Source organism: Ardenticatena maritima (assembly GCF_001306175.1).
Taxonomy (GTDB): Bacteria; Chloroflexota; Anaerolineae; order Ardenticatenales; family Ardenticatenaceae; genus Ardenticatena; species Ardenticatena maritima.
The window spans coordinates 447,459-469,881 of sequence record NZ_LGKN01000004.1 but is presented as its reverse complement, the minus strand read 5'-3'; the positions used below and the strand labels follow the sequence as shown (position 1 = coordinate 469,881).

The 22,423-nt window shown below is 58.2% G+C and carries 19 protein-coding genes; 17 read left to right on the top strand and 2 right to left on the bottom strand.

The annotated features are described in order from the left end of the window. Positions 1-28 precede the first annotated feature (28 nt). The 13 genes from SE16_RS06830 (at position 29) to SE16_RS06770 (ending at position 14,014) form a co-directional block, all read left to right on the top strand. Entirely contained in the window at positions 29-469 is a 441-nt protein-coding gene (locus SE16_RS06830; RefSeq protein WP_054492438.1) for an Hsp20/alpha crystallin family protein, read from the top strand. A 99-nt stretch (positions 470-568) separates the two neighbouring features. Next, positions 569-925 (top strand): DUF5335 family protein, encoded by a 357-nt coding sequence (locus tag SE16_RS06825; RefSeq protein WP_054492437.1) that lies wholly within the window; start codon positions 569-571, stop codon positions 923-925. A gap of 185 nt (positions 926-1,110) precedes the next feature. Continuing rightward, positions 1,111-2,658 (top strand): nicotinate phosphoribosyltransferase, encoded by a 1,548-nt coding sequence (locus SE16_RS06820; RefSeq protein ID WP_152918051.1) that lies wholly within the window; start codon positions 1,111-1,113, stop codon positions 2,656-2,658. Positions 2,659-2,812: 154 nt separating this feature from the next. Next, positions 2,813-3,778: a GDP-mannose 4,6-dehydratase gene (locus tag SE16_RS06815; protein ID WP_054492435.1), complete on the top strand. Its 966-nt coding sequence runs from the start codon at positions 2,813-2,815 to the stop codon at positions 3,776-3,778. Positions 3,779-3,800: 22 nt separating this feature from the next. After that, complete coding sequence (gmd, locus tag SE16_RS06810) at positions 3,801-4,841, top strand: GDP-mannose 4,6-dehydratase (protein ID WP_054492434.1); 1,041 nt, start codon at positions 3,801-3,803, stop codon at positions 4,839-4,841. Positions 4,842-4,844: 3 nt separating this feature from the next. Beyond that, positions 4,845-6,275 (top strand): phosphoglucomutase/phosphomannomutase family protein, encoded by a 1,431-nt coding sequence (locus SE16_RS06805; RefSeq protein ID WP_082374127.1) that lies wholly within the window; start codon positions 4,845-4,847, stop codon positions 6,273-6,275. Positions 6,276-6,277: 2 nt separating this feature from the next. Continuing rightward, on the top strand, positions 6,278-7,117 hold the full coding sequence (locus SE16_RS06800) for a TatD family hydrolase (RefSeq protein WP_235472337.1): 840 nt from the start codon (positions 6,278-6,280) through the stop codon (positions 7,115-7,117). 17 nt (positions 7,118-7,134) lie between these two features. Then, complete coding sequence (locus tag SE16_RS06795; protein WP_082374126.1) at positions 7,135-8,127, top strand: polyprenyl synthetase family protein; 993 nt, start codon at positions 7,135-7,137, stop codon at positions 8,125-8,127. Between the two features lie 24 nt (positions 8,128-8,151). Next, positions 8,152-9,075 carry a glycosyltransferase family 2 protein gene (locus tag SE16_RS06790; RefSeq protein ID WP_054492432.1) on the top strand — a complete coding sequence of 308 codons (924 nt, stop codon included), beginning with the start codon at positions 8,152-8,154 and terminating at the stop codon, positions 9,073-9,075. 11 nt (positions 9,076-9,086) lie between these two features. Next, positions 9,087-10,244, top strand: a complete 1,158-nt coding sequence (locus SE16_RS06785; RefSeq protein ID WP_054492431.1) for a glycosyltransferase family 4 protein — start codon at positions 9,087-9,089, stop codon at positions 10,242-10,244. 5 nt (positions 10,245-10,249) lie between these two features. Then, the gene (locus tag SE16_RS06780; protein ID WP_054492430.1) at positions 10,250-11,236 is read left to right on the top strand and encodes a lysylphosphatidylglycerol synthase transmembrane domain-containing protein; all 987 of its coding nucleotides are present in this window, start codon (positions 10,250-10,252) and stop codon (positions 11,234-11,236) included. Beyond that, positions 11,233-12,753 (top strand): O-antigen ligase family protein, encoded by a 1,521-nt coding sequence (locus SE16_RS06775; protein ID WP_054492429.1) that lies wholly within the window; start codon positions 11,233-11,235, stop codon positions 12,751-12,753. Before SE16_RS06780 ends, SE16_RS06775 begins: the two co-directional genes overlap by 4 nt. An 88-nt stretch (positions 12,754-12,841) precedes the next feature. Further along, entirely contained in the window at positions 12,842-14,014 is a 1,173-nt protein-coding gene (locus SE16_RS06770; protein WP_054492428.1) for a prenyltransferase/squalene oxidase repeat-containing protein, read from the top strand. A 59-nt stretch (positions 14,015-14,073) separates the two neighbouring features. On the opposite strand, the gene SE16_RS06765 is transcribed toward SE16_RS06770, so the two are convergent. Further along, on the bottom strand, positions 14,074-14,571 hold the full coding sequence (locus tag SE16_RS06765) for a DUF456 domain-containing protein (RefSeq protein WP_054492427.1): 498 nt from the start codon (positions 14,569-14,571) through the stop codon (positions 14,074-14,076). Between the two features lie 210 nt (positions 14,572-14,781). Between SE16_RS06765 and SE16_RS06760 the strand changes: the two genes are divergently transcribed. From SE16_RS06760 to SE16_RS06745, 4 genes are all read left to right on the top strand, one after another. Next, positions 14,782-14,976, top strand: coding sequence for a Flp family type IVb pilin (locus tag SE16_RS06760; protein WP_054492426.1), 195 nt, complete (start codon positions 14,782-14,784; stop codon positions 14,974-14,976). A gap of 149 nt (positions 14,977-15,125) precedes the next feature. After that, a complete protein-coding gene (locus SE16_RS06755) occupies positions 15,126-16,499 on the top strand; it encodes a dipeptidase (protein WP_054492425.1) in 1,374 nt (457 codons plus the stop codon). 192 nt (positions 16,500-16,691) lie between these two features. After that, positions 16,692-17,723, top strand: a complete 1,032-nt coding sequence (gene gap, locus SE16_RS06750; RefSeq protein ID WP_054492424.1) for a type I glyceraldehyde-3-phosphate dehydrogenase — start codon at positions 16,692-16,694, stop codon at positions 17,721-17,723. Between the two features lie 114 nt (positions 17,724-17,837). Beyond that, entirely contained in the window at positions 17,838-19,250 is a 1,413-nt protein-coding gene (locus SE16_RS06745) for a hypothetical protein (protein ID WP_054492423.1), read from the top strand. Here SE16_RS06745 and pbpC read toward each other — a convergent pair. After that, positions 19,247-22,267: a penicillin-binding protein 1C gene (pbpC, locus tag SE16_RS06740; RefSeq protein ID WP_060687402.1), complete on the bottom strand. Its 3,021-nt coding sequence runs from the start codon at positions 22,265-22,267 to the stop codon at positions 19,247-19,249. The two genes, SE16_RS06745 and pbpC, sit on opposite strands and share 4 nt — an antisense overlap. Between the last annotated feature and the right edge of the window lie 156 nt (positions 22,268-22,423).

The following is a 22,423-nucleotide window of genomic DNA, read 5'->3' as shown; positions in this document are numbered from 1 at the left end:
AAATCCCTGACGAAAGGAGGTGAGGCCTATGCTGACTCGCTGGGACCCGTTCCGCGAAATGCTGAGCATTCGCGATGCGATGGATCGCCTGTTTGAAGAATCGTTCCTGCGACCGGCATGGCTGACGGCTGGTGAAGACACCTTCGCGTCAATGCCCATCAACCTGTACGAAACGGACAAGGAACTGGTGCTTGAAGCGACGCTGCCGGGCTTCTCGCCGGATGAAGTGGACATCGAAGTGCAGAACAACACGGTCGTGATTCGCGCGGAACACACCGAAGAACGCGAAGAAAAGGAACGCGACTACCACATCCGCGAACGCCGCTATGGCAAGTTCTATCGCCAAGTGGCGCTGCCTGTCGAAGTCAACGCTGACAAGGCGCAGGCTGAATTCAAGAACGGTGTGGTCGTTGTCCACTTCCCGAAGGTTGAGCAAGCCAAGCCGCGCAAGATCAAAATCAAGAAGTAATGCACCAGCCTGAACACCTCCGGCAACGCGGGACGTCTAATACGCGTCCCGCGTTGTTTTTTCAAGCCCATCAACAGGAGCAGAGGAAAGGAGACCAAGATGACCGACAAACGATTGCCGCGTGAAGAATGGACGACAGTCCTGGCGCGTCTCAGTGAAGAGAACGCCGGACGCCCTGTGGACGTGCGGGTGGTGAACACAGACGTGGGCGACCAGGCGCTGGCGGAAGACGAACCGCTGGTGGCGATTGACGCCGACCTGGAAGATGGCATTGACGACGCCATCATCATCACCGTTGGGCGTGACGATGACATTTTCGGACACACCGTCAACGACCCTGTGAACATCTGGCTGCGTTACGATGACGAGGGGCGTTTGCTCGATATTGACATTGAGTCGCGTGAAGAGGGGCGCACGTTAATCGAATTCAAGGACGTGCCGCGCGTGGTTGCCTGACCTGAACGCGCCACCCATGCCAATGTGAACGCGCGACGCATGAGCGCCATGCGTCGCGCGTTTTTTCTGCCTTGTGGGTGTTCACCATGCGCCTTCGTGTCATTTTTACACGAAGGGTTTGGCGTTTGCACAAAAATGTGTTAGCATGCCGTCACCTGTCCAACCGAGTGATGAAGGGGGCATACATGTTTGCGCCGCTGACCGAAAGCATCTTGTACACCGATTTTTACCAGTTCACCATGGCGCAGGTCTATTACCGTTTAGGCATTCACGAACGGCCGGCGCTTTTTGACCATTTCTTCCGCGAATATCCCGATTATGGCAGCCATCAGGCTGGGTTTGCGGTAAACGCCGGGCTGGAACCGTTCATCGAGTGGATGCGTCAGGCGCGCGTTGAGCCTGAGCATATCGAATTACTGCGCGGGCTGAAAGGGCGCACTGGCAAACCCCTGTTTGACGCCGATTTTCTCGACTGGCTTTCACGCCACGGCAACTTTGAAGCGCTCACAATCCGCGCCGTCCCTGAGGGGCGCGTCGTGCATCCCAACACCCCGCTTACCGTCGTCGAAGGGCCGCTGGCCATGGCGCAAATTCTCGAAACCGCCCTGCTCAACCAACTCAACTACGCCACGCTCATCGCGACCAAAGCCGCCCGCGTGCGGTACAGCGCCCAATCGTCACTCGTGCTTGAATTTGGGTTGCGCCGCGCGCACGATCGTGGCGGGCACGCCGGCGCACGTGCGGCGCTCATCGGTGGCGCTGACTTCACCTCCAACGTCGCCATGTCTTTTGCGCTGGGGCTTCCGCCAAAAGGCACGCACGCCCACAGCATGGTCCAGGTGGCTATGGCGCTCGGCATGGGCGAACTGGGAGCGTTCGAGGCGTATGCCGACATGTATCCGGATGACTGCATCCTGCTGGTGGATACGATTGACACGCTAGAAAGCGGCATCCCGAACGCCATCAAAGTGTTCGAGAAACTGCGCCGCAAGGGGCACCGCCCCGTGGGCATTCGCCTCGATTCGGGCGACCTGGCCTATCTGAGCATTCAAGCCGCCCGCATGCTGAACGCCGCCGGTTTTGAAGATACCATCATCGTCCTTTCCAGCGAGTTGGACGAACTCGTCATCTGGCAAATCATCACCCAAATTCAAGAAGAAGCGCCCCGCTATGGCGTGGACCCTGACGCGCTCATCAAGCGGCTGACGTTTGGCGTGGGCACGCGGCTCATCACCTCGTGGGGCGATCCGGCGTTGGGTGGGGTATACAAACTGGTCGCCATTCAGGAGAAGGGCGAATGGGTCCCCGCCATCAAAATTTCCGAATCGCGCATCAAAACCCCCAATCCGGGGCGCAAACGCTTGTGGCGGCTCTACGATGCTCGCGGCAAAGCCACCGCCGACTTGATGGGGCTTGATGATGAAGACATTGCCGCGATGGAACCCATCATCTTGCGGCACCCCGCCGACGGCACCAAGTGGCGCAGTTTGCCCCGTGAAGGGACTTCCTGGGAAGAGTTGCACGTCACCGTCCTTGATGAGGGGCGGCTGGTCTACGACTTCCCCCCGCTTGAAGAACTCCGTCGCCGGGCACGTGAGGACATCGAACGGCTCGACCCCGGTGTGCGCCGCCTGGTCAACCCGCATGTCTACCATGTTTCGCTGACCCCGCGCCTCTGGAAGATGAAACGCGACCTCATTCGCCAGGCGCGCGGCGAACCAGAGACCGAATAACCACGTTGATGGTGAAAGAGGGCGGTTGTGCCGAACAGCCGCCCTCTTTTTTGTGGAACAGCGCACCGCAGGGCAACGCTCCGCGTAAGCGTTGGCTTTTCATTTGAAACTCGCTATAATGGCGCGCGTCTGTGATAAAAGGAGCAAGCGGAACGTGCGAGTCTTTATCACCGGAATCAGTGGGTTTGCCGGCAGTTTCCTGGCGGAACATTTGCTGGCAAACGGCTATGAGGTCTGGGGCCTGGTTCATCGTGGACCAGGCCATGTTGCGCATATTCAAACGCAACTGACCCTGCGCCAGGGGGATATCACCGATTTTGAAAGCGTCTACGCCGTGTTGGCGGAATGCCGTCCGGCGCGCATTTATCATCTTGCGGCGCAATCTTTTGTGCCGCGTTCATGGGAAAACCCGTGGGAAACATTGGAAAACAACATCCGCGGGCAACTGAACGTGCTGGAAGCCGCGCGGCGTCTCGATAGTGCCCCGCGCATTCTGGTCGTTGGCTCAAATGAAGCCTATGGGCGTGTGCAGCCGAACGAATTGCCTATCTCGGAAACGACGCCGTTTCGCCCAATAAGCCCGTATGGCGTCAGCAAAGCGACGCAGGATTTAATGGGCTACCAGTATTGGGCGACGTATGGCATGCATGTGGTGCGCGTGCGCCCGTTCAATCATATTGGGCCACGCCAGAGCGCCCAATTCGTCGCCGCGGCGTTCGCCAGCCAACTGGCGGAAATCGAAGCAGGCGTGCGCCCGCCTGTGCTCTACGTGGGCAACCTGGACGCCAAGCGCGATTTTAGCGATGTGCGCGATGTGGTGCGGGCGTATCATCTCGCCTTGGAAGAGGGCACTGCCGGCGAGGTGTACAATGTCGGGAGTGGCGAGGCGCGTTCGGTGCAATCTTTGCTCGATACGTTGCTAGCCTTCACATCGGTTGAAGTGCGTGTCGAGCGCGACCCGGCGCGTATGCGTCCGTCGGATATTCCCGAAGTGCGTGCTGATATTCGCAAAATCCAAGCCACCACGGGCTGGGCGCCGGAAATACCTTTTGAACAAAGTGTCCGCGATGTGTTAGACTATTGGCGTCAACGCGTGCGGGCGCGTTTTCATTCTTCATAAACATAGGGGGGAAGTAAATCATATGTGTGCACAGAAAACTGCCCTGATTACAGGGATTACTGGCCAGGATGGTTCGTACCTGGCGGAATTTTTGCTTTCCAAAGGCTATCGTGTCGTGGGGATGGTGCGGCGCAGTAGCACCATCAACTTTGAACGTATCAAGCACATTCAGGACAAGATTGACATTGTACAGGGCGACCTGATTGACCTGGCGTCGCTGATTGACATCATGAAAGCCTATCAGCCCGATGAAGTGTACAACCTGGCGGCGCAAAGTTTCGTGCCCACCTCGTGGCGTCAGCCGGTGTTGACGGGTGAAGTGACGGCGTTGGGCGTGACACGCATTTTGGACGCCATTCGCATGGTCAAGCCCGATGCCCGCTTCTACCAGGCGAGTTCGTCTGAAATGTTCGGAAAAGTGCGCGAAGTCCCGCAGAACGAAGAGACCCCCTTCTATCCGCGCAGCCCGTATGGCGTTGCCAAAGTGTACGGGCACTGGATTACCGTCAACTATCGCGAGTCCTACGGCTTGTACGCCGTCTCCGGCATTCTCTTCAACCATGAAAGCCCGCGCCGTGGGCTGGAATTCGTGACGCGCAAAATCAGCCACGGCGTGGCGCGGATCAAACTGGGGCTTGCCAAGGAATTGCGTTTGGGCAACCTGGAAGCCCGCCGCGACTGGGGCTATGCCGGTGACTATGTGCGCGCGATGTGGATGATGCTTCAGCAAGATGAACCGGAAGATTACGTCATCGCGACGGGCGAAACCCACAGCGTGCGCGAATTCGCGAAAATCGCTTTCGAGCATGTGGGACTCAACTACGAAGATTACGTGGTGGTCGACCCCGCCTACTATCGCCCCGCCGAAGTGGATTTGCTGGTGGGGGATGCGTCAAAAGCGCGTGCCAAACTGGGCTGGGAACCGGAAGTCTCGTTTGAAGGACTGGTCAAGATGATGGTGGACGCCGACATTGCCGCTTTGGAAGAAGCCATCAAGCGCGGGGTGGATTTCCCCGACTTGCATGAAGCAACCGCTGTTGTGGTACCAACCAAAAAGGAGTGAGCCATGGCACACAAAATCAAATTCGGGACGGACGGTTGGCGTGGCGTCATTGCTGAGGATTACACCTTTGCCAACGTGCGCCGTGTCGCCCATGCCTTTGCGCAGTTCCTCAAAGAAGAAGGCGATGCAGACCGTGGCGTCGTTGTCGGCTACGACCACCGTTTCCATGGCGAAAACTTTGCCGCCGCTGTCGCCGAAGTGATGGCGGCAAATGATATCCACGTCTATCTGACGGCGGGACCGATGCCTACGCCGGTCATTTCGCACGCCATCCTGGACATGGCGGCGGGGGGCGGCGTCAATATCACCGCCAGCCACAACCCGCCAACCGATAACGGCTTCAAGATTCGCGCCGATTACGGCGGCGCTGTTGCCAGCGAAAAACTGCCCGATGTGGAAAAGCATTTGCCTGAATCCGAAGACGACGTGCCCCGCATTGCCCTTGACGAAGCGGTTGAACGTGGGCTGGTGGAGTACATTGACCCCACCGAGACCTACATTGAACGTGTGCGCCGTCTGGTTGACCTGGACGCCCTGAAAGAAGCCGATTTCGATGTAGTCGCCGACCCCATGTGGGGCGTGGGCGCCGGCTGGTTGCCGCGCTTGCTCGCCGGGGGGAAGGTGCGCATTACCGAAATTCACGACCACCGCAACCCCATCTTCCCCGAAATGAGCCGCCCGGAGCCGATTCCGCCCAACATTGACGTGTTGCGTGAACGTGTGCCGGCGCTCAATGCCGATGTGGGAATTGCCACCGACGGCGACGCTGACCGTGTCGGTATCGTGGCGGAGACCGGGCGCTTTGTGAACCAGCTGGAAGTCTTCTCGTTGCTGGCGTACTACTTGCTGGAAGTGCGCGGCTGGCGTGGTCCCATTGTGAAGACGCTCAGCGCGTCCAGCATGTTGGAAAAGCTGGGCGAAATATACGGCGTGCCGGTGTACGAAACAGGCGTCGGCTTCAAGTATGTGGCGCCCAAAATGCTCGAAACCGACGCCATCATCGGTGGCGAAGAAAGCGGCGGCTACGCCTTCCGTGGGCACTTGCCCGAACGCGACGGCATTCTGGCGGGGTTGATGTTCCTCGACCTCATGCGCCAGACCGGCAAACGCCCCACCGAACTGCTGGACACGCTCTTCGACCTGGTGGGGCCGCACTACTACGACCGCTGGGATGTGCGGTATCCCGCTGAGCGCCGCGATGAAATTTGCGCCAATGTGGCGAACGCCCGCCCCACCGAAATCGCGGGCTTCCCTGTTGAACGCATTGACACCACCGACGGGTGGAAATTCCACCTGGGGAATGGCGGCGGCTGGCTCTTGATTCGCTTCAGCGGGACCGAGCCGCTCATCCGCGTTTACACCGAAACGACACGCGAAGACAAGGTTGAAGAGATCTTGCAAGCCGGGCTTGACCTGGCTGGTGTGGAGCGCTAGCCTTGAACCAGACACACAGCGCGCCAACGCTGATTGACACCCACCTGCATCTGGACTTCGACGCGTTCGATGACGACCGCGAGGCCGTCATCGAACGCGCGTTGGCCGCTGGTGTCCAGCGCATGATCACGATTGGCATCAATCGCGAAACGTGCCGCCGTGCGGTTGCCCTGGCGGAACAGTATGCACCCGTCTATGCCGCTGTTGGCATCCATCCGAACGACGCAACCGAATGGGACAGCGAGACTGAGCGCGAACTGCGCGAACTGGCGCGCCATCCCAAAGTTGTGGCGATTGGCGAAATCGGGTTGGATTACTACTGGGAGCGTGTGCCCCACGATGTACAGGGGCGTGTCTTTCGGGCGCAGTTGGCGCTGGCCAGCGAATTGGGCTTGCCCGTCATCATCCATGACCGGGACGCCCACGCCGATGTGCTGAACATTTTGCGTGAGTGGGTGGAGAGTGGGCGCGCGCCAACGCCGCCGGGGGTGCTGCACTGCTTTAGCGGCGACCAGACGATGGCCGAAGAAGCGCTTGCTTTGGGGTTCTACCTGGGTGTTGATGGACCTGTGACGTTCAAAAACGCGCGCGCCTTGCAGGCGCTTGTGGCACAATTGCCGCTCGACCGCCTGCTGATTGAAACCGACGCGCCTTTTCTCACCCCCCATCCCTATCGGGGGAAACGCAACGAACCCGCCTACGTGCGGTTTGTCGCTGAAAAAATTGCCGAATTGCAAAATTGCACATTTGAAACGGTGGCGCACCAGACCACGCGCAACGCTGAAACGCTTTTTGCGCGTCTGAGTGAGGCTGCGCCGCCAACATACACATCACGGCTGTAAAGCCGGGTAGCGGGAGGATGACTCTGTCAACCGCAGCAACTGTTCACACATTACCCATATTTGCACCCATTGAGCCGGATTTGCGCGCCGTGCTCGACAAAATGCGGAGCGCCGCCACCATCCAGCTCGAATTGCTGGATGAGGCGCTCGCCCATGTGGTCGCATCGGGCGGAAAATTGGTGCGCCCGTCGCTGGCGATTCTCGTTTCGCGCATTTACGGCGCTGAATACGAGAAGATGATTTCCCTGGCGGCGTCGCTCGAAATGCTGCACACCGCCACACTCGTCCACGACGATATGATTGACGCATCCGCCAAGCGGCGCGGCAACCCCACGCTGCATACCTTGCTCAATCCGGCCAGCGCCGTTCTGCTGGGCGACTACCTGTTTGCGCAAGCGGCGGCGTGGGCAACCGAAACCGACAATGTGCGCGTGGTGCGTATTTTCGCCCAAACCCTGATGACCATCGTCAACGGCGAATTGCGCCAGATGTGGGCGAAGTGGGATTGGAATCGCGCCATTGAGGATTACTTCAACCGCATTTACGGCAAAACAGCCGCGCTCTTCTCGGCGTCGTGTGAAACGGCGGCGGCACTTTGCCACACACCCGAACCTGTCACCACGGCGTTGCGTGAGTACGGGCGTCTCATCGGCTTAGCCTTCCAGATTGTGGACGATGTGCTCGATTACGCAGGCGATGAAGAGACCTTGGGCAAGCCGGTGGGGAGTGATTTGCGCAGTGGCAACATTACGTTGCCGTTGATTTATTACGCGCAAAACAACCCCAACAACCCGTTGCTTGAACCCGTGTTGGATGGCAAACGCCCCTCGCGTGAAGACGTGGCGACCATTGTCGAAGCCGTTGTCAATTCAGACGCCATCGAGCGCAGCCTGGCGGAAGCCAACCGCCTGGTAGAAGAAGCCTTGACCCATTTAGACGTGGTGCCTGAATGCCCCGAGCGCACCATGTTGGTCGAACTGGCGCGGTACATTGTTCGACGGCGTGTGTAGCGTGCGTGGGGGCGGCGTTGCGCCATGGAGCAGGTAGACCTTTCCATTGTCATCATCAATTGGAACGTGCGCGATTTGCTGGTGCAGTGCTTGCGTTCGCTGTTTCGCGCACTGGAAGGGTCTCCACTGCGGGTTGAATACATTGTGGTGGACAATGCCAGCCACGATGATTCGGTGGCGACCGTGCGGCGGCTCTTCCCCGATGTGCATCTCCTGGCGTTGCCTGAAAATCGCGGCTACACCGGTGGCGTCAATGCTGGGTTGGCTGTCGCACGGGGGCGTTTTGTCTTGGTGCTCAATCCCGATACAGAAGCCCTGAACGACGCGCCACAGCGATTGGTACAGTTTTTGGAAACGCATCCGCGTGTTGGGTGTGTTGGTCCTGCGCTCTTCTATCCTGATGGCTCGCGCCAGCCCTCGCGGCGGCGTTTTCACTCGCTCCCCGTGCTTTTCTTTCAGGACACCCCCCTGCATGGCTTGATCAAACCCTGGTTGAACCGCTTTTTCGTTGCCGACCGAACCGATGAAGAAGTCCAGCCGGTGGATTGGCTCGTCGGGGCGGCGCTCTGCGTGCGCCGTGAGGTTCTGGATGAGGTGGGGGGCATGGACGAGCGCTATTTCATGTACTTTGAAGAAGTGGATTGGCAGCGCCGCATGCGCGAAGCCGGCTGGGAGATTTGGTATTTCCCCGAAGCGCGCTTCATTCATCACGAAGGGGCAAGCAGCGGGCAGGTGGTTGCCGCACGCCATCTGCGCTATGCGCGAAGCCGCATTGTGTACACCGAACGCTGGCATGGTCGCATGTGGGCGTGGTTGTTGCGCCGCTGGTTGCGGCTCTTTTTTATGTGGGAACTCATGCTCGAATGGGCGAAATTGCAACTGCGCCACAAGCCGGACATGCGGCGGGCGCGCGTTCAGGCGTATCGGCAAGTCCTGGCGGAATTGTAAAAGAGGGAACAATGCGGATTTTACTGCTTTCTGGTGAATATCCACCCATGATTGGCGGAGTTGCCGACTACACCATGCATCTGGCGCACCATCTGGCGGCAGAGGGACACGATGTCGGGGTGCTTACGAGTACGCGCGCTGAACCCGTCGAACAGCCCCGTTTGCGCGTGATGGCGGAGATTGGGGCGTGGAATGTGCTCGCATGGCCGCGTATTTTGGAGATCGCGCGCGAGTACGACCTGGTGCACATTCAGTACCAGGCGGCGGCGTTCGATCTGGGGGGCGCGATTCCCCTCTTGCCGGATTGGTTGCGCGTGCGGGGGGGACCGCCTGTGGTGGTCACATTCCACGATTTGCGCGTGCCCTACCTGTTCCCCAAGGCGGGGCGTTTGCGGCAAGCCGTGGTGCGCCGCCTGGCGCAACGCGCGCATGCCGTGGTGACAACGAACGAAGAAGATGAAGCCATTTTGCAGGCGTGGGGTGTGCGCCTGCTCGCGTTCATCCCCATTGGCAGCAACATTCCCGTGCAGCCGCCCGCGGATTTTGACGCCGATACCTGGCGCGCCCGCTGGGGCGTTTCGCCAGAGGATTGGTTGATTGTCTATTTTGGCTTTATCAACCGCAGCAAGGGGGTGCATATTCTCTTGCGGGCGCAAGACCGCCTGTTGCGGGCGGGGTTTCGTGCCAAAGTGCTCATCGTGGGCGACCGACTTGGTGCAAGCGACCCCACCAATGCCGCCTATCTCGCCGAAATTGAAGAACTGGTGGAAGAACTCAACCTCACCGACGATTGGCTGATGTGGACGGGGCATGTGCCCGCCGCAGAAGTCTCAGCCGCGCTCAAAGCCGCCGATGTGGTGGCGCTTCCTTACACACAAGGGGCGTCGTTGCGGCATGGCACGCTGATTGCCGCCTTGACGCATGGCGCGGCTGTGGTGACAACCGAACCGCGTGTGCCCAGCCGCTACCTCAAACCACAGCACACCGTAGCGGTGGCGCGCCGCAACCATGAGGGCGATTTTGCCAGACGGTTGGCGCTCGTCTTGCGGCGCGACGATACCAAGCGCCGCTTGCAGCGGGGGGCGTTGGAGGTAGCGCCTGAGTTTGACTGGAAACGCATTCGCGACCAGCATATCACGCTTTATGAGCAATTGCTGGCTGAACGGTGAAGACAATGCGTGATTGGAAAACCTGGCTGAAATTGATTCTGACCGTCATTCTCCTGGGCGCTTTGTTGCGTCTGGTGGGATGGCGTGAAACATGGGCGACCTTGCGCAGCGCCAACCCGCGCTATCTCGTGCTGGCTGTCTTTCTTTACACGCTGACGATGTGGGTGCGGGCGTGGCGCTGGCAGGTCTTTTTGGAAGGGCAGGGCATTCGCGTGCCCGCCAGCCGCCTGACGTATCTCTACTTCGTGGGCTCGTTCTTCAACATGGTGTTGCCCAGCGGCATGGGGGGCGATGTTGTGAAATACTACGAACTCGCCCGTCACGACCGGGGCGATCAAGCCCATTTTCGCGCACGTGTCGCGAGCAGTGTGCTGGCCGACCGCATATGCGGTTTGATGGTGCTTTTTCTCATGGGGACAGCGGTTGCGCCGTGGGCACGCGGGCTTGGGATTGAGATGACGCTGGCGCTCTTGGTAGCGCTGACGCTGGCGGGCGTTGTGGGGCTGGCGTTGGTGTTGAATGCGCGTGTGCGTGAGTGGTTTGAAACGCATGTGCCATTTGCGCGTGCGCTCATCAATCGGCGGGGCATTCGTGGTTTGTACGCCTCGCTGGACGGCTACACGCGCCCGATTTTGCTACGCGCCACCTTCTACTCGCTTCTTTTCAACATTCTCATCATCATTATCAACGTGGTGATTGGGTGGGCGTACAACGTGCATATTGACCTCATGTACTACCTGATTTTTGTGCCGATTTTCTCCTTCACATTGGCTTTACCGATTTCGATCAACGGGTTAGGCGTGCGTGAAGGGGCGTATGTGGCGTTGTTCACACAGGCGGGGGTGGCGCACTCGGTCGCCCTGGCAATGTCGCTCACCTTCTACGCGGTCACCCTGGCGATTGGGCTGATGGGAGGTGTGCTGTACGTGGTTGAAAACGCGTTGGCGTTGCGCCGCATGCCCCAGCCGGAGCATATGGGGGATGAACAATGAACGCACGTGCGCTCTATCGTTCGCTGCGTGTGGCCTTTCTCGTCGGCGATCGCCGCGCCGCGTTGTTGGTGGCGCTGTTGGCGGTCGGCTTAGTGCTGATGACGGCGGCGCTCATCGTGCTGGTGTCGCCCATTGTGGCGCTTGCGTTGCCCTTCGCGGCTGTGCTCTTCTTGTTCATGTTGCGCACGCCCCAATGGGGCTTGTATGCCGTGGTTGGCGTCACCATTTTGCTTCCATTTGCCGCTTTCCCGTTCAGCATTGGTTTCAAACCCACCTTCCTCGACGCCGCGCTTGGGTTGACCTTCTTTGTCTGGTTCATGCGGCTTGCGAATGGGAACATTCGCCGCTTGCGGCTCAGTCCGCTCGCACCGGCGGTGCTGGCGTTCATTGGCGTGGCGATTGTCGCATTCATTGGCGGGTTGCAGCACGCCCCGCTCGATAAGAACACTCTACGCCGCTTTGGCGAGTTGTTGCTGGGTATCATGTTGTTTCTTGTCATCGTTGACCATGTGCGCACACGCCGCCAATTGGAAGGGCTGGCGCTGGTCATCATCTTTTGTGGGGCGCTGGCGGCATTCATCGGCGTAGCGCTCTACGTGTTGCCCGATGGGCTGGAAGCGCGCATTCTCTCCATGCTCAGTGTCTTCGATTACCCGTCGGGGGCGGGGGTGATTCGGTATATCGAAGACAACCCCGCACTGGCGCAACGCGCCACCGGCACCAGCGTTGACCCGAACGTCTATGGCGGCTTGCTCATCTTGATAACCGCCTTTACCGCGCCACAACTGGCCGCTGAACGCCCGTTGTTGCCGCGCTGGCTCACGGCCATCTTTCTCCTCGTCATGGGGCTCGCCATGGTGTTGACCTTCTCGCGTGGGGCGATGGTCGGGCTGGTTGTCGCATTGACGCCGCTCATGCTGGTACGCTATCGCCGCCTTATTCCGTATGCAATTGCGGCGGGCTTGCTGTTATTGCTCTTGCCGCAGGCGCAAGGCTATGTGGATCGCTTCATTGCCGGTTTGCGGGGCGAAGACCTAGCCACCCAAATGCGGTTTGGCGAATACAAGGACGCCTTGCGGTTGATTCGGCGGTATCCTTGGTTTGGTGTTGGGTTCTCCGGCTCACCCGACATAGACCTCTATATCGGCGTCAGCAGCATGTATCTGCTCATGGCCGAATTTATGGGCTTGCTTGGGTTGGGGGCTTTTCTGGCGACCATGGGAGGGTTTTACTGGCTGGGCGTCAAAAGCCTGCGCATCGTGCGGCGTGGCAGCACGCTCGAACCAATCCTCTTTGGGGCGTTGTCGGCGGTATTGGGCGCGATGTTTGGCGGCATTTTCGATCATTATTTCTTCAATATCGCCTTTCCTCACAGCGTCGCACTCTATTGGCTGTTTGTGGGCGTAGGCACAGCGGCGGCGCTCCTGGCGCGTGAAGAGCGCCAGAACGAAGCCCCGGAAGAGGATACCCCTATGCCCAACCCCTTCAAACTGATTTGGGACGCCGCCCAAGTGTGAGCCTGCGCTGCTCTCGCCATGAAATCAGGCTTGTGATACAATCGCCAAAAGCACACATCGTTGAAAAAACGTTGCCAAGAGGTGCACCGTGAGCAATCTTGACCCATTCCTGGAATCAACGCAGGCTTTGTTGAAGGCTTGCCGTGTTGAAATCAGCACGGGCATGGCGTACACCAACGTACCGCCGGATGACCCCACCGCGGTTGTCGTCACACGCGAACAAGCGTTGTTGCTGGCGTCACTGGCCGAGATGGGCAACCGCGAACAGTTGCGCCCCATTTTGCGTGGCTTGATGATTTTGCAGAAGGGGGATGGACATTGGGCGCCGCGCTATCGCCAAGATGGCCGCCCCATGGAAGGACCGGGCATAACCGAAGCCACCGCCATGGGGGTGTGGGCGTTGCTCAAATACGCCCAACTCTCCGAAGAAGCCGAATTTCTCAAAGCCATTGAAGTGCGTGTGCGCCGCGGGCTGGGGTACTTGGAGAAGCGCCTTCATCCCCAATTGGGATTGCCGCGCGTTGGCGGGGACATTTTGCCCCCCTTCGATGGGGCGGGGTTTTCCTTGTGGGTCGCTTCGGCGGCGGCAGCAGCCTTTCATTTAGCCGCCGAAGCCTACCGAGACCGGGATTTGGATATAGTGTATGGCGCGTTGCGCAAAGGCATTGAACAGCACTTGCTGCGCAATGAACGTTTCATCACGCGCCTGGACAGCAACGGCTACCCCGATTTACGCCCAACGATTTCACTGCTTGCGCCTGCTTTGTTCGGCATCTGGCCGGAAGACCGAGAGCCCGTGTTCTCCACGCTGGATTGGCTTTACGACGCGCTTTTCGATCGCCGCTTGAACGGCTATGTGCCCGCCTACTCGTATGCTCCGGAGTTGAGCGGCTTGTTGCCGGCTGTGTGGCCTGTGGCAACGGCATGGCTCGCCCGCACACTCTACGGCGCGGGAGAGCGCGAACGTGGCGACAAGTTGTTGCGCCTGATGCTCGGTTCAACCATCAACAACCAATTGCCTCAGGCCATCATCTCTCGCGAAGCCTTGCAATTGGTGTTGGCGCATCGTGAGGCGTTTATTCAAGCGCAACCCAAACATGTGCCCCGTTTGGAAACCGAAGTGTTGCTCACAGAACTTGAAGCCGATGCGCAGGAACACCGCATTTTGTACGTTGGCATGCCCTCTGTTCTCAGCCATGTCGAAACAGTGCGGGCTTTCCATCGGGGCGGCTACATCAAATCGTTCATCTTGGAAGCATAACCACCACCAACTGTGTGCCGACCGAAAACGCCCCTTATGGGGCGTTTTCAATTTTGTGCTTACCAAGCGAGGCTGATACGCCAGAGAACCAGCACAACCATACTCGCGAATGTGAGCACTTGAACACCCAAACCAATGCCCCATCCGAGAAGCCAGAACCAACCGGCGCGCAGCGCCGATGACAGATGACGTTGACGCAACGCCTCGACGATGAAGAGACCGGCGACGGCGCCAATCAGAAGCCCGGGGAGCGAGAAGAGCAGAAACCCGACAAGGCTGCCTATCAGCCCTACCAACGTTGCCCAACGTGAAGCGCCGCCACGGCGTGCCAGCAGATACCCGACCCACCAATCGGCCAGGCTCCCCACCAGTGCAAGCCCCCCAAGCACCAGAAGCCAAGGAGCGCCAAACACTTCAAAGCCAAACGCCGCGTCGTAGAAGCAGGCGGCAAGGAAAAGAAAAGGCGCACTGGGCAGCAATGGAAACACCAACCCGGCAATGCTGACGATGAAAGCAATGCCACTCAGCACAAGCCAGGACCATGAAGGAATTGTCATCAAAACGCTCCGCAACAGTAGGTATTTGGATTGATAACCCCCAAATCTTTTTTAGGCGGGACGAAAGTCGCGTTGCCAAGAGAAAATAGGAGTTTGCTCCTATTGCAATCTTTTCATCAATTGGCTATAATGCCAGTGCCTTCGTTGGAAGGCACAAGGTTGAAGGGGGTTATCCCCGAAACGAAATCATTTTATTCAGGAGGATTTACTATGCTTTATCTGTACACTTACCTCAACGCTTTGCTCAACGAACTCGTTGCGGAGCGCGAAGAAGGCCAGGGCTTGGTCGAATACGCGCTGATCATCGTGCTCGTCGCTATCGTCGTCATCGCCGCGCTGACCTTGCTCGGTGGCCAGATTAGCTCGGTCTTCTCGCGCATTTCTGACACCCTCAGTGGTGCCTGATTCATCTACGCGAGCGTTCACGAAAGGGCCCCGCTTCGGCGGGGTCTTTTTCTTTGCCCCCACTTGCTCTTTTCCTTCCTCTGTGGCATGTTCCTGCGGTTGGCAAACAGACTACCTCAGACAAAATGTGTTCAATTGGGAGGCTCGTTATGACGACACCGCGCGAATACGCCCGCGAGCATCGTACCCGTTTTGTGGAAGAACTCAAAACGTTCTTACGCATTCCCAGCATCAGTACGCTGTCAGAGCATGCTGCGGATGTGCGGCGTGCCGCTGAATGGCTGGCTGAACACATGCGCCTGGTGGGTATTCAGCATGTGGAACTGGTTGAAACAGGTGGACACCCGATTGTGTATGGTGAATGGCTTGGTGCAGGTCCTGAGGCGCCAACTGTGGTTGTCTATGGACACTACGACGTGCAGCCGGTTGACCCACTGGACGAGTGGAAAACGCCGCCTTTTGAGCCAACAATCATCGGTGAAAATATCTATGCCCGTGGCGCTACGGATGACAAGGGGCAATTATTCATCCATCTCAAAGCCGCTGAAGCCTATCTGAAAACAAGTGGGCGTTTGCCTGTCAATATCAAGTACATTTTTGAAGGTGAGGAAGAAGTTGGCAGTGTTCACCTGGATACGTTCATCGCGGAGAATCGGGAACGCTTGGCGGCTTCTTCCGCTATCATTTCTGATACGCACATTCTGGGACCAGATACCCCCAGCATCGTCTATGGATTGCGGGGCCTGGCGTACATTGAAGTGACTGTGCAAGGCCCACGCAATGATTTGCACAGCGGCTTGTATGGTGGGGCCGTGGACAATCCCGCGTTGGTGTTGGCGCGCATGTTGGCGCAACTGCATGATGAGCACGGTCGTGTGACCATCCCCGGTTTTTACGATGCGGTACGCCCCTTGACGCCTGAGGAGCGTGAGAACCTGGCGCGTGTTCCATACGGCGAAGAAGAATTGAAAGCCGAAACAGGCGTTCCTGCTGCATGGGGAGAAGCGGAATACAGCATTGTCGAGCGGATTGGTGCACGCCCGACCCTGGACGTCAACGGCATGTGGGCGGGGTTCACAGGCGAGGGCGCAAAAACCATCATCCCCGCGCGCGCATCCGCCAAAATTTCCATGCGCCTCGTGCCCGACCAGGACCCTGACGATATCGCCCAACGTGCTGTCGCGTATTTGCAGGACCTTGCCCCGCCGACGGTCACATTCAGCGCGAAAACTTTGCATGGCGGCAAGCCTGCCCTCATCCCCCTGGACAGTGTGCCCATGCAAGCCGCAGCCGCTGCGTTTGAAACGGTGTGGGGTAAGCGTCCCATCTTCACACGTGAAGGCGGCTCAATCCCCGTTGTCGCGACATTTATGGACGTTTTGGGGGCGCCGCCGGTGATGCTGGGCTTTGGACTGGGCGACGACAATTTGCATGCCCCCAACGAGAAATTCTATTTGCCCAACTTCTACCGCGGGATTGAAACGGTCGTTGAGTATTTGCGGTTGTTAGCGGAAATGTCTTGACGGTTGGAAGACAAGCCGAAGAACTACAAGGGGGTATGCTCACATTGAGCGTACCCCTTTGTTTGTGGTGTGGTTGACATTCGTCAGGTGCAAAACCAATCGGTTCTCATTCGCACTTTCAAGCGACTTGCGTATAATAGGCGCGGTTGTTCCGAAAATCACAACCTAATAACCTGATAGGAGGCTGTCCCTATGGCTGATCGCATTAAAGTTGGTATCAACGGTTTCGGTCGTATCGGTCGCCAGGTGTTCAAGGCTCTCTACGAGAACTACAGCGACTTCGTTGATATCGAAGCCATCAACGACCTGATGGACGCCGAAACCAACGCCCACCTCTTGAAGTACGACTCCATTTATGGCCCCTTCCCCGGTGATGTGGAAGTCCGCGACGGCGATATTTACATTGACGGTGAGAAGCTCAAATCCTTCGCGATCCGTAATCCGGCCGAAATCCCCTGGGGCGAGCTGGGTGTGGACATCGTTATCGAATCAACCGGTGTCTTCCGCGACCGCGAAAACGCCTCGAAGCACATTGCCGCCGGGGCAAAGAAAGTGATCATCACCGCGCCGGCGAAAGGGGCTGTGGACCTCACCGTGGCGTTGGGTGTCAACGAAGAACAGTACGACCCCGAAAAGCACCACATCATCTCGAACGCATCGTGCACCACGAACTGCCTTGCGCCTGTTGCCAAGGTGCTCCATGAAAACTTTGGCATCAAGCATGGGTTGATGAGCACCATTCACAGTGTGACCAACGACCAGCGCATTCTCGACCTGGCGCACAAGGATTTGCGCCGCGCACGCTCGGCGATGCTGAACATCATCCCCACCACGACCGGTGCGGCCAAAGCCGTCGCGCTTGTCATCCCCGAACTGGAAGGTAAATTCGACGGGATGGCCTTCCGCGTGCCGACGCCAACGGTCTCCGTCATTGACTTTGTGGCTGTGTTGGAACGCGATGTGACTGTTGAAGAAGTCAACAATGCGTTCATCGAAGCCTCGCAGCGCGAAGACTGGCTGGGCGAAGTGTTGGCCGTCACGGATGAACCGCTGGTCTCCAGCGACTTCATCGGCGACCCGCACTCCTCGACGGTGGACCTGCTGAGCACGCAAGTGATTGGCGGCAATCTGGTGAAGGTGGTCTCCTGGTACGACAACGAATGGGGCTACTCGAACCGCGTTGCCGACCTCGTGGCCTACATCGCCGACATTGGTGGCTTCTAATCCGCAACGCCGCTCTCAAACAGGCATGCCCAGCGTGGCATGCCTGTTTTCATTTTCGCGCCCCTGGAGTACACTCATGCCAATGGCGTCAACCAACATGAAGCAAGGGGTTGCATGCGTTCCAAGGCTCTTTTTCGCTCCCTGTTTTGGCTTGTCATCACACCTCTCCTTTTGGCGGCGCGCCCTCTTCCCAACCCGGATACGTTTGCCTTTGGCGCGGAACTGTGGGTTGGACAGGTTGAACGTGCGCTCCCCTTTTTGGCGCAAAGTGGTGTGCGTCTGGTGCGTATCAATGGGTTGTTGTGGGGCGAAGTTGAACCAACACCGGGCCCTTACCGCTGGCACACGCAACGCCAGTTAGAGCATGACTTGCGACTGCTTGGTGAACATGGCTACGATGTGATGCTCATCATTCGCGGGACCCCCGATTGGGCGGAGCGCACACCCGATGAGGATGATGTGTATTCGTGTCGCACGGTACACCCCGATGCGCTGGACGATTTTCAGCAATTTGTTGGCGCAGCCGTGCGGCGATATAGCGCGCCGCCGTTCAACGTGCGTTTTTTTGAGATTTGGAACGAACCCGACGCCGACCCCGATTACGTGGGTCCCGATGCGCCTTATGGGTGTATTGGGCAAGAAGAAGAACCGCTCTACGATGGCGCGGCGTATGCCACCATGCTCGAAGCCGCCTATGCCGGCTTGAAAGCCGCCAATCCCGACGCGATGCTCGTTTTTGGCGGGTTGCTCCTCTCCTGCACGCCCGACAGCCCGATGGGAAGCGGGGTGGATGCCGTAGGTGATCCGACGTGTACGCAGCCGCTTTTCTTGCGTGGTGTGTTGGAGGCGGGCGCAGGCGATGCCTTTGACATGCTCGCCTACCATGCGTATCCATTTTGGTTTCCCGGCGAGCGTGATTGGGATATCTTCTACGAGAATGGGCGCTATGCCCAACGCGGGGGCTTGCTCGAAAGCAAAGTTCGCTATCTGCGGAGCGTGCTGGCTGACTATGGGCTGGAAGAAACGCCCATCATCATGAACGAAGGCGGTTTGCTCTGTCCCCCACCGTTCGAGCCGCAATGCCCGGGAACCGCCTATGAAGCCGCCAAAGCCAATTATGTGTTTCGGTTGTACACCCGCGCCTGGAAGAATGACCTTGTCGGGGCGGTCTGGTACACCTTCAACGGGCCCGGCTGGCGGTATGCCGGCCTACTCAACCGCGATCGTCCCTTCCCCGCTTATGAAGCGTTGCGCTTTTTGGCGGCACGCCTCAACGGCGCGCGTTTGCTGTGGGCGCGACGTGTCGAAGGCGTTGAAACCTACGCCTTTTGTCGGGGGAACCGCTTCATTCAACTTGCCTGGACAAATGAAGGGCGCACCTCGCGGGTGCGCCCTCTGGTGCCGGATATGCGTGTGTACAAGATGAGCACAGCGGGTTTTTTGCAACCAATCACAGGCCGAACAGCCACAATTGATTTTTGGCCGCTGGTCTTGGAGACCGATGGGTGCCCGCCCAGCGCGAATTAGTTGCCTTCCGGATTCCCACGCACGCGAATGCGGACACTTTCACTCTGCGTTTCGTTCCCTGCCGCGTCCACAGCCACCACATAAACCACATGCTCGCGCAGTTCATTGGGGCCCAACGCGCCTTCGTTGTTGAGCGTCCACTTGGCTGTGAAAGGCGCGATGCTGGTACGGGTAAACTCGCGCCCATCAATGAAGAAGCGCACTTCGCGCATGGCGATGTTATCGCTCGCGTCAACCTGGATGCTCACCCATTCATCATCGCTGAGCACATACTCTTGCCCCTCGACCGGGTAGGTAATACGCACCGTTGGTGGCGTATTGTCCACCGTCACCTGAACGCTGGTGCGCTCCACCTGTCCATCTTTGCGCAAGACAGTGAGTTGAAGTGTGTAGAGCCCTTCTTCCAGTGCGCGCGTATCCCACTGTTCCAGCACACCATCCACAACAGGCGTCGTGTGGTCGGGACCAATCTGAATCCACGAAGCGGGGTCGAGCCCTTGACCAAACTCCACGCGGTAGAGCTCAAATTGGTCGGGCGGTTCGGTGCGGGCGGTCCCCTGAATGGGCGCGATGCCGCCCACGTACCCATACGGTTGCGGCGATGTAATCACTGCTGTGCCGCTCCCCGCCACGGGGCCATAGGTGGTGTCGTACTCGGTCGGCGGCAATTCGATACCCGCCTGTTGCGCCCATTCCATCGCTTCGGGCGGCACCACCATGAAAACCTTTTCTTCGACCTGGTCGGGCGGGCAATAGACCGTTGCCAGTTTGCCGCTCGGTTTGCAGATGCGGAAAATCTGATACAGGTTGTCGTATGTGGTTGGCTGTGTGCCTTCGATAAAAATTTCCGTGCGAATGCGCGGGCACGCCGGTGTGGGGAGAAGCCCGCTTTTCGCGCAGACTTGCACGGCAACCAGCCCAGGCGGCGGGATGAACTCTTCCACCGGCAAGCCTTCGTGGATTTTCTCCATGATGTCATGCCAGATAGGGGCGGCGCCGTCCAGCCCTGAGACGTGCCCCATCTCGCTGTTGTCCGCGTTCCCGACCCACACGCCTGTCACAAATTGCGGCGTGTAGCCGATTGTCCAGTTGTCGCGGAAGTCGTTGGTCGTCCCCGTTTTGGCGGCGGCGGGACGGCTCAGCAACAAGGGGCTGCCGGCGCCCATAGCCGGTTGGCGGGCGACTTCATCGCTCAGAATGTCCGTGATGAGATACGCCAACTGCGGCGAAAGCACCTGGCGTGTTTCGGGTTGTGTGTATTCTTCCAGAATGTTTCCGTTGGCGTCCTCGACGCGCAAAATCGCCACAGGGTCGAGTTCACGATAGCCAGGGCGCCGTTTTTCGGGCGGCACAGGCGTACCCGCCATCACGCCATTGTTGGCAAAAACACTGTATGCGTAGGTCATGTCCAGCAGAGTGACTTCACCACCGCCGAGCGTCAGGCTCAACCCGTAGTCTTCACGGTTCAAGGTGTTGATGCCCATGCGGTGCGCTGTTTCAAGCACAGCGGGAATGCCCACCATTTCCAGCAACTTCACGGCGGGGATGTTGTAACTGTTGGCGAGGGCTTCACGCAGCGTTACAGGACCGTGATACCGGCGGTCATAGTTTTCGGGGACGTAAGCGGGGTTGGGATAATCGTCGAACACAGTGCGCACGTCCCACACCATCGTGGCGGGGGTGTACCCTTTGGCGAACGCCGTTACATAGGTGAAAGGCTTGAAGCTGGAACCAGGCTGGCGGGGCGTAATCGCCATGTTGATTTGCCCGTCAATGGACGAATCAAAATAGTCCAGGCTCCCCACCATCGAGAGAATTTCGCCCGTTTTGGGGTTGAGCACGACGACAGCGGCGTTCGTGACGTGCTTCTCGGGGTCTTCTTGCAGTTTACGAACGTGCTCGCGTGCCGATTCTTCGGCAATTTTTTGAATGTCGAGGTCAATCGTGGTGTAAACCGTCAAACCGCCCCGATAGACCATGTCGGGACCATATTTTTCTTCCAGCAACTTCTGCACATAGAAGACAAAATGCGGCGCCTTGATTTCATAGCGTTTTGGTTCGGCGAGGTGGTCGAGGACCGGCTCGGCTTTGGCGGCTTCCATTTCTTCGCGGGTAATGAACCCCGCTTCATACATGGCTTGCAGGGTAATTTCCTGGCGCTTTTTGGCTTGTTCCGGCGCGGTGAAGGGGTCGTAGAGCGCCGGTGCGTTAGGAAGCGCCGCTAACATGGCGGCTTCCGCCAGCGTCAAATCTTTGGCGTCTTTCCCAAAATAGGTTTGCGCAGCGGCCTGGATACCATACGCGAGGCGTCCGTAGTTGATCGTGTTGAGGTACCATTCAAGAATGGTATCCTTGTCATAGCGGCGCGAAATCTCGAACGCCAGGATGACTTCCTTGATTTTGCGGCTATAGCTTTGCTGATAGCGCTCTTCGGGGTCAATCAACACATTTTTGACGAGCTGTTGGGTAATGGAAGACCCCCCTTGCACGACTGTGCCATAGCGCAGGTTTTGGTAGAGCGCACGCGCAATCCCGCGCAAGTTCACGCCGGGGTTTTCGTAGAACGTGCGGTCTTCCAGTGCAATCGTTGCGAGGCGCACATGCACGGGAATGTCTTCCAAAGGCACCACCTGGCGGTTGCCGCCTTCAGGGTCAATAATTTCCCACAGAAGATGTTGCCCCGTGCGGTCGTAAATTTTGGTGGTTTTGAAAACGCGCTGCGTGCGGCGCGCCAGGTCGTCCGGCGAGGGCAATTCTTCATCGAAGAAATAGGTCGCGTACACTTGCACGCCGAATCCCACGGCTTGCTCGACGGCGCGGTCAATAATTGGGGGCGTCAGTTCCATCAGATACGCTGCGCCCACAGCCGCACCGGCGACAGGAATCATCGCCATGAGCAAGAACACCACCAACAGGGCGGCGCCAATTTGGGCGAGACGTTTCATGCCGGGTTGTTTTTTCTTGCGCCGCTGGCGTTCGATGCGGTGCAGAAGTGCGAGTTTGGTTGCTTCGCGCATAGGTGTTTCACCTCGAAAACGACAATCGTTTTTTTCCGCATGTACAAGGGTATATACTAGCATGAGTGCTTACAAGGCAAAATGCATCTTCCAAGGTGTTCTGATGATGAAAATGTGACAAATATCACGAGCCATGTCAGTTGGAAACTCCTGTTC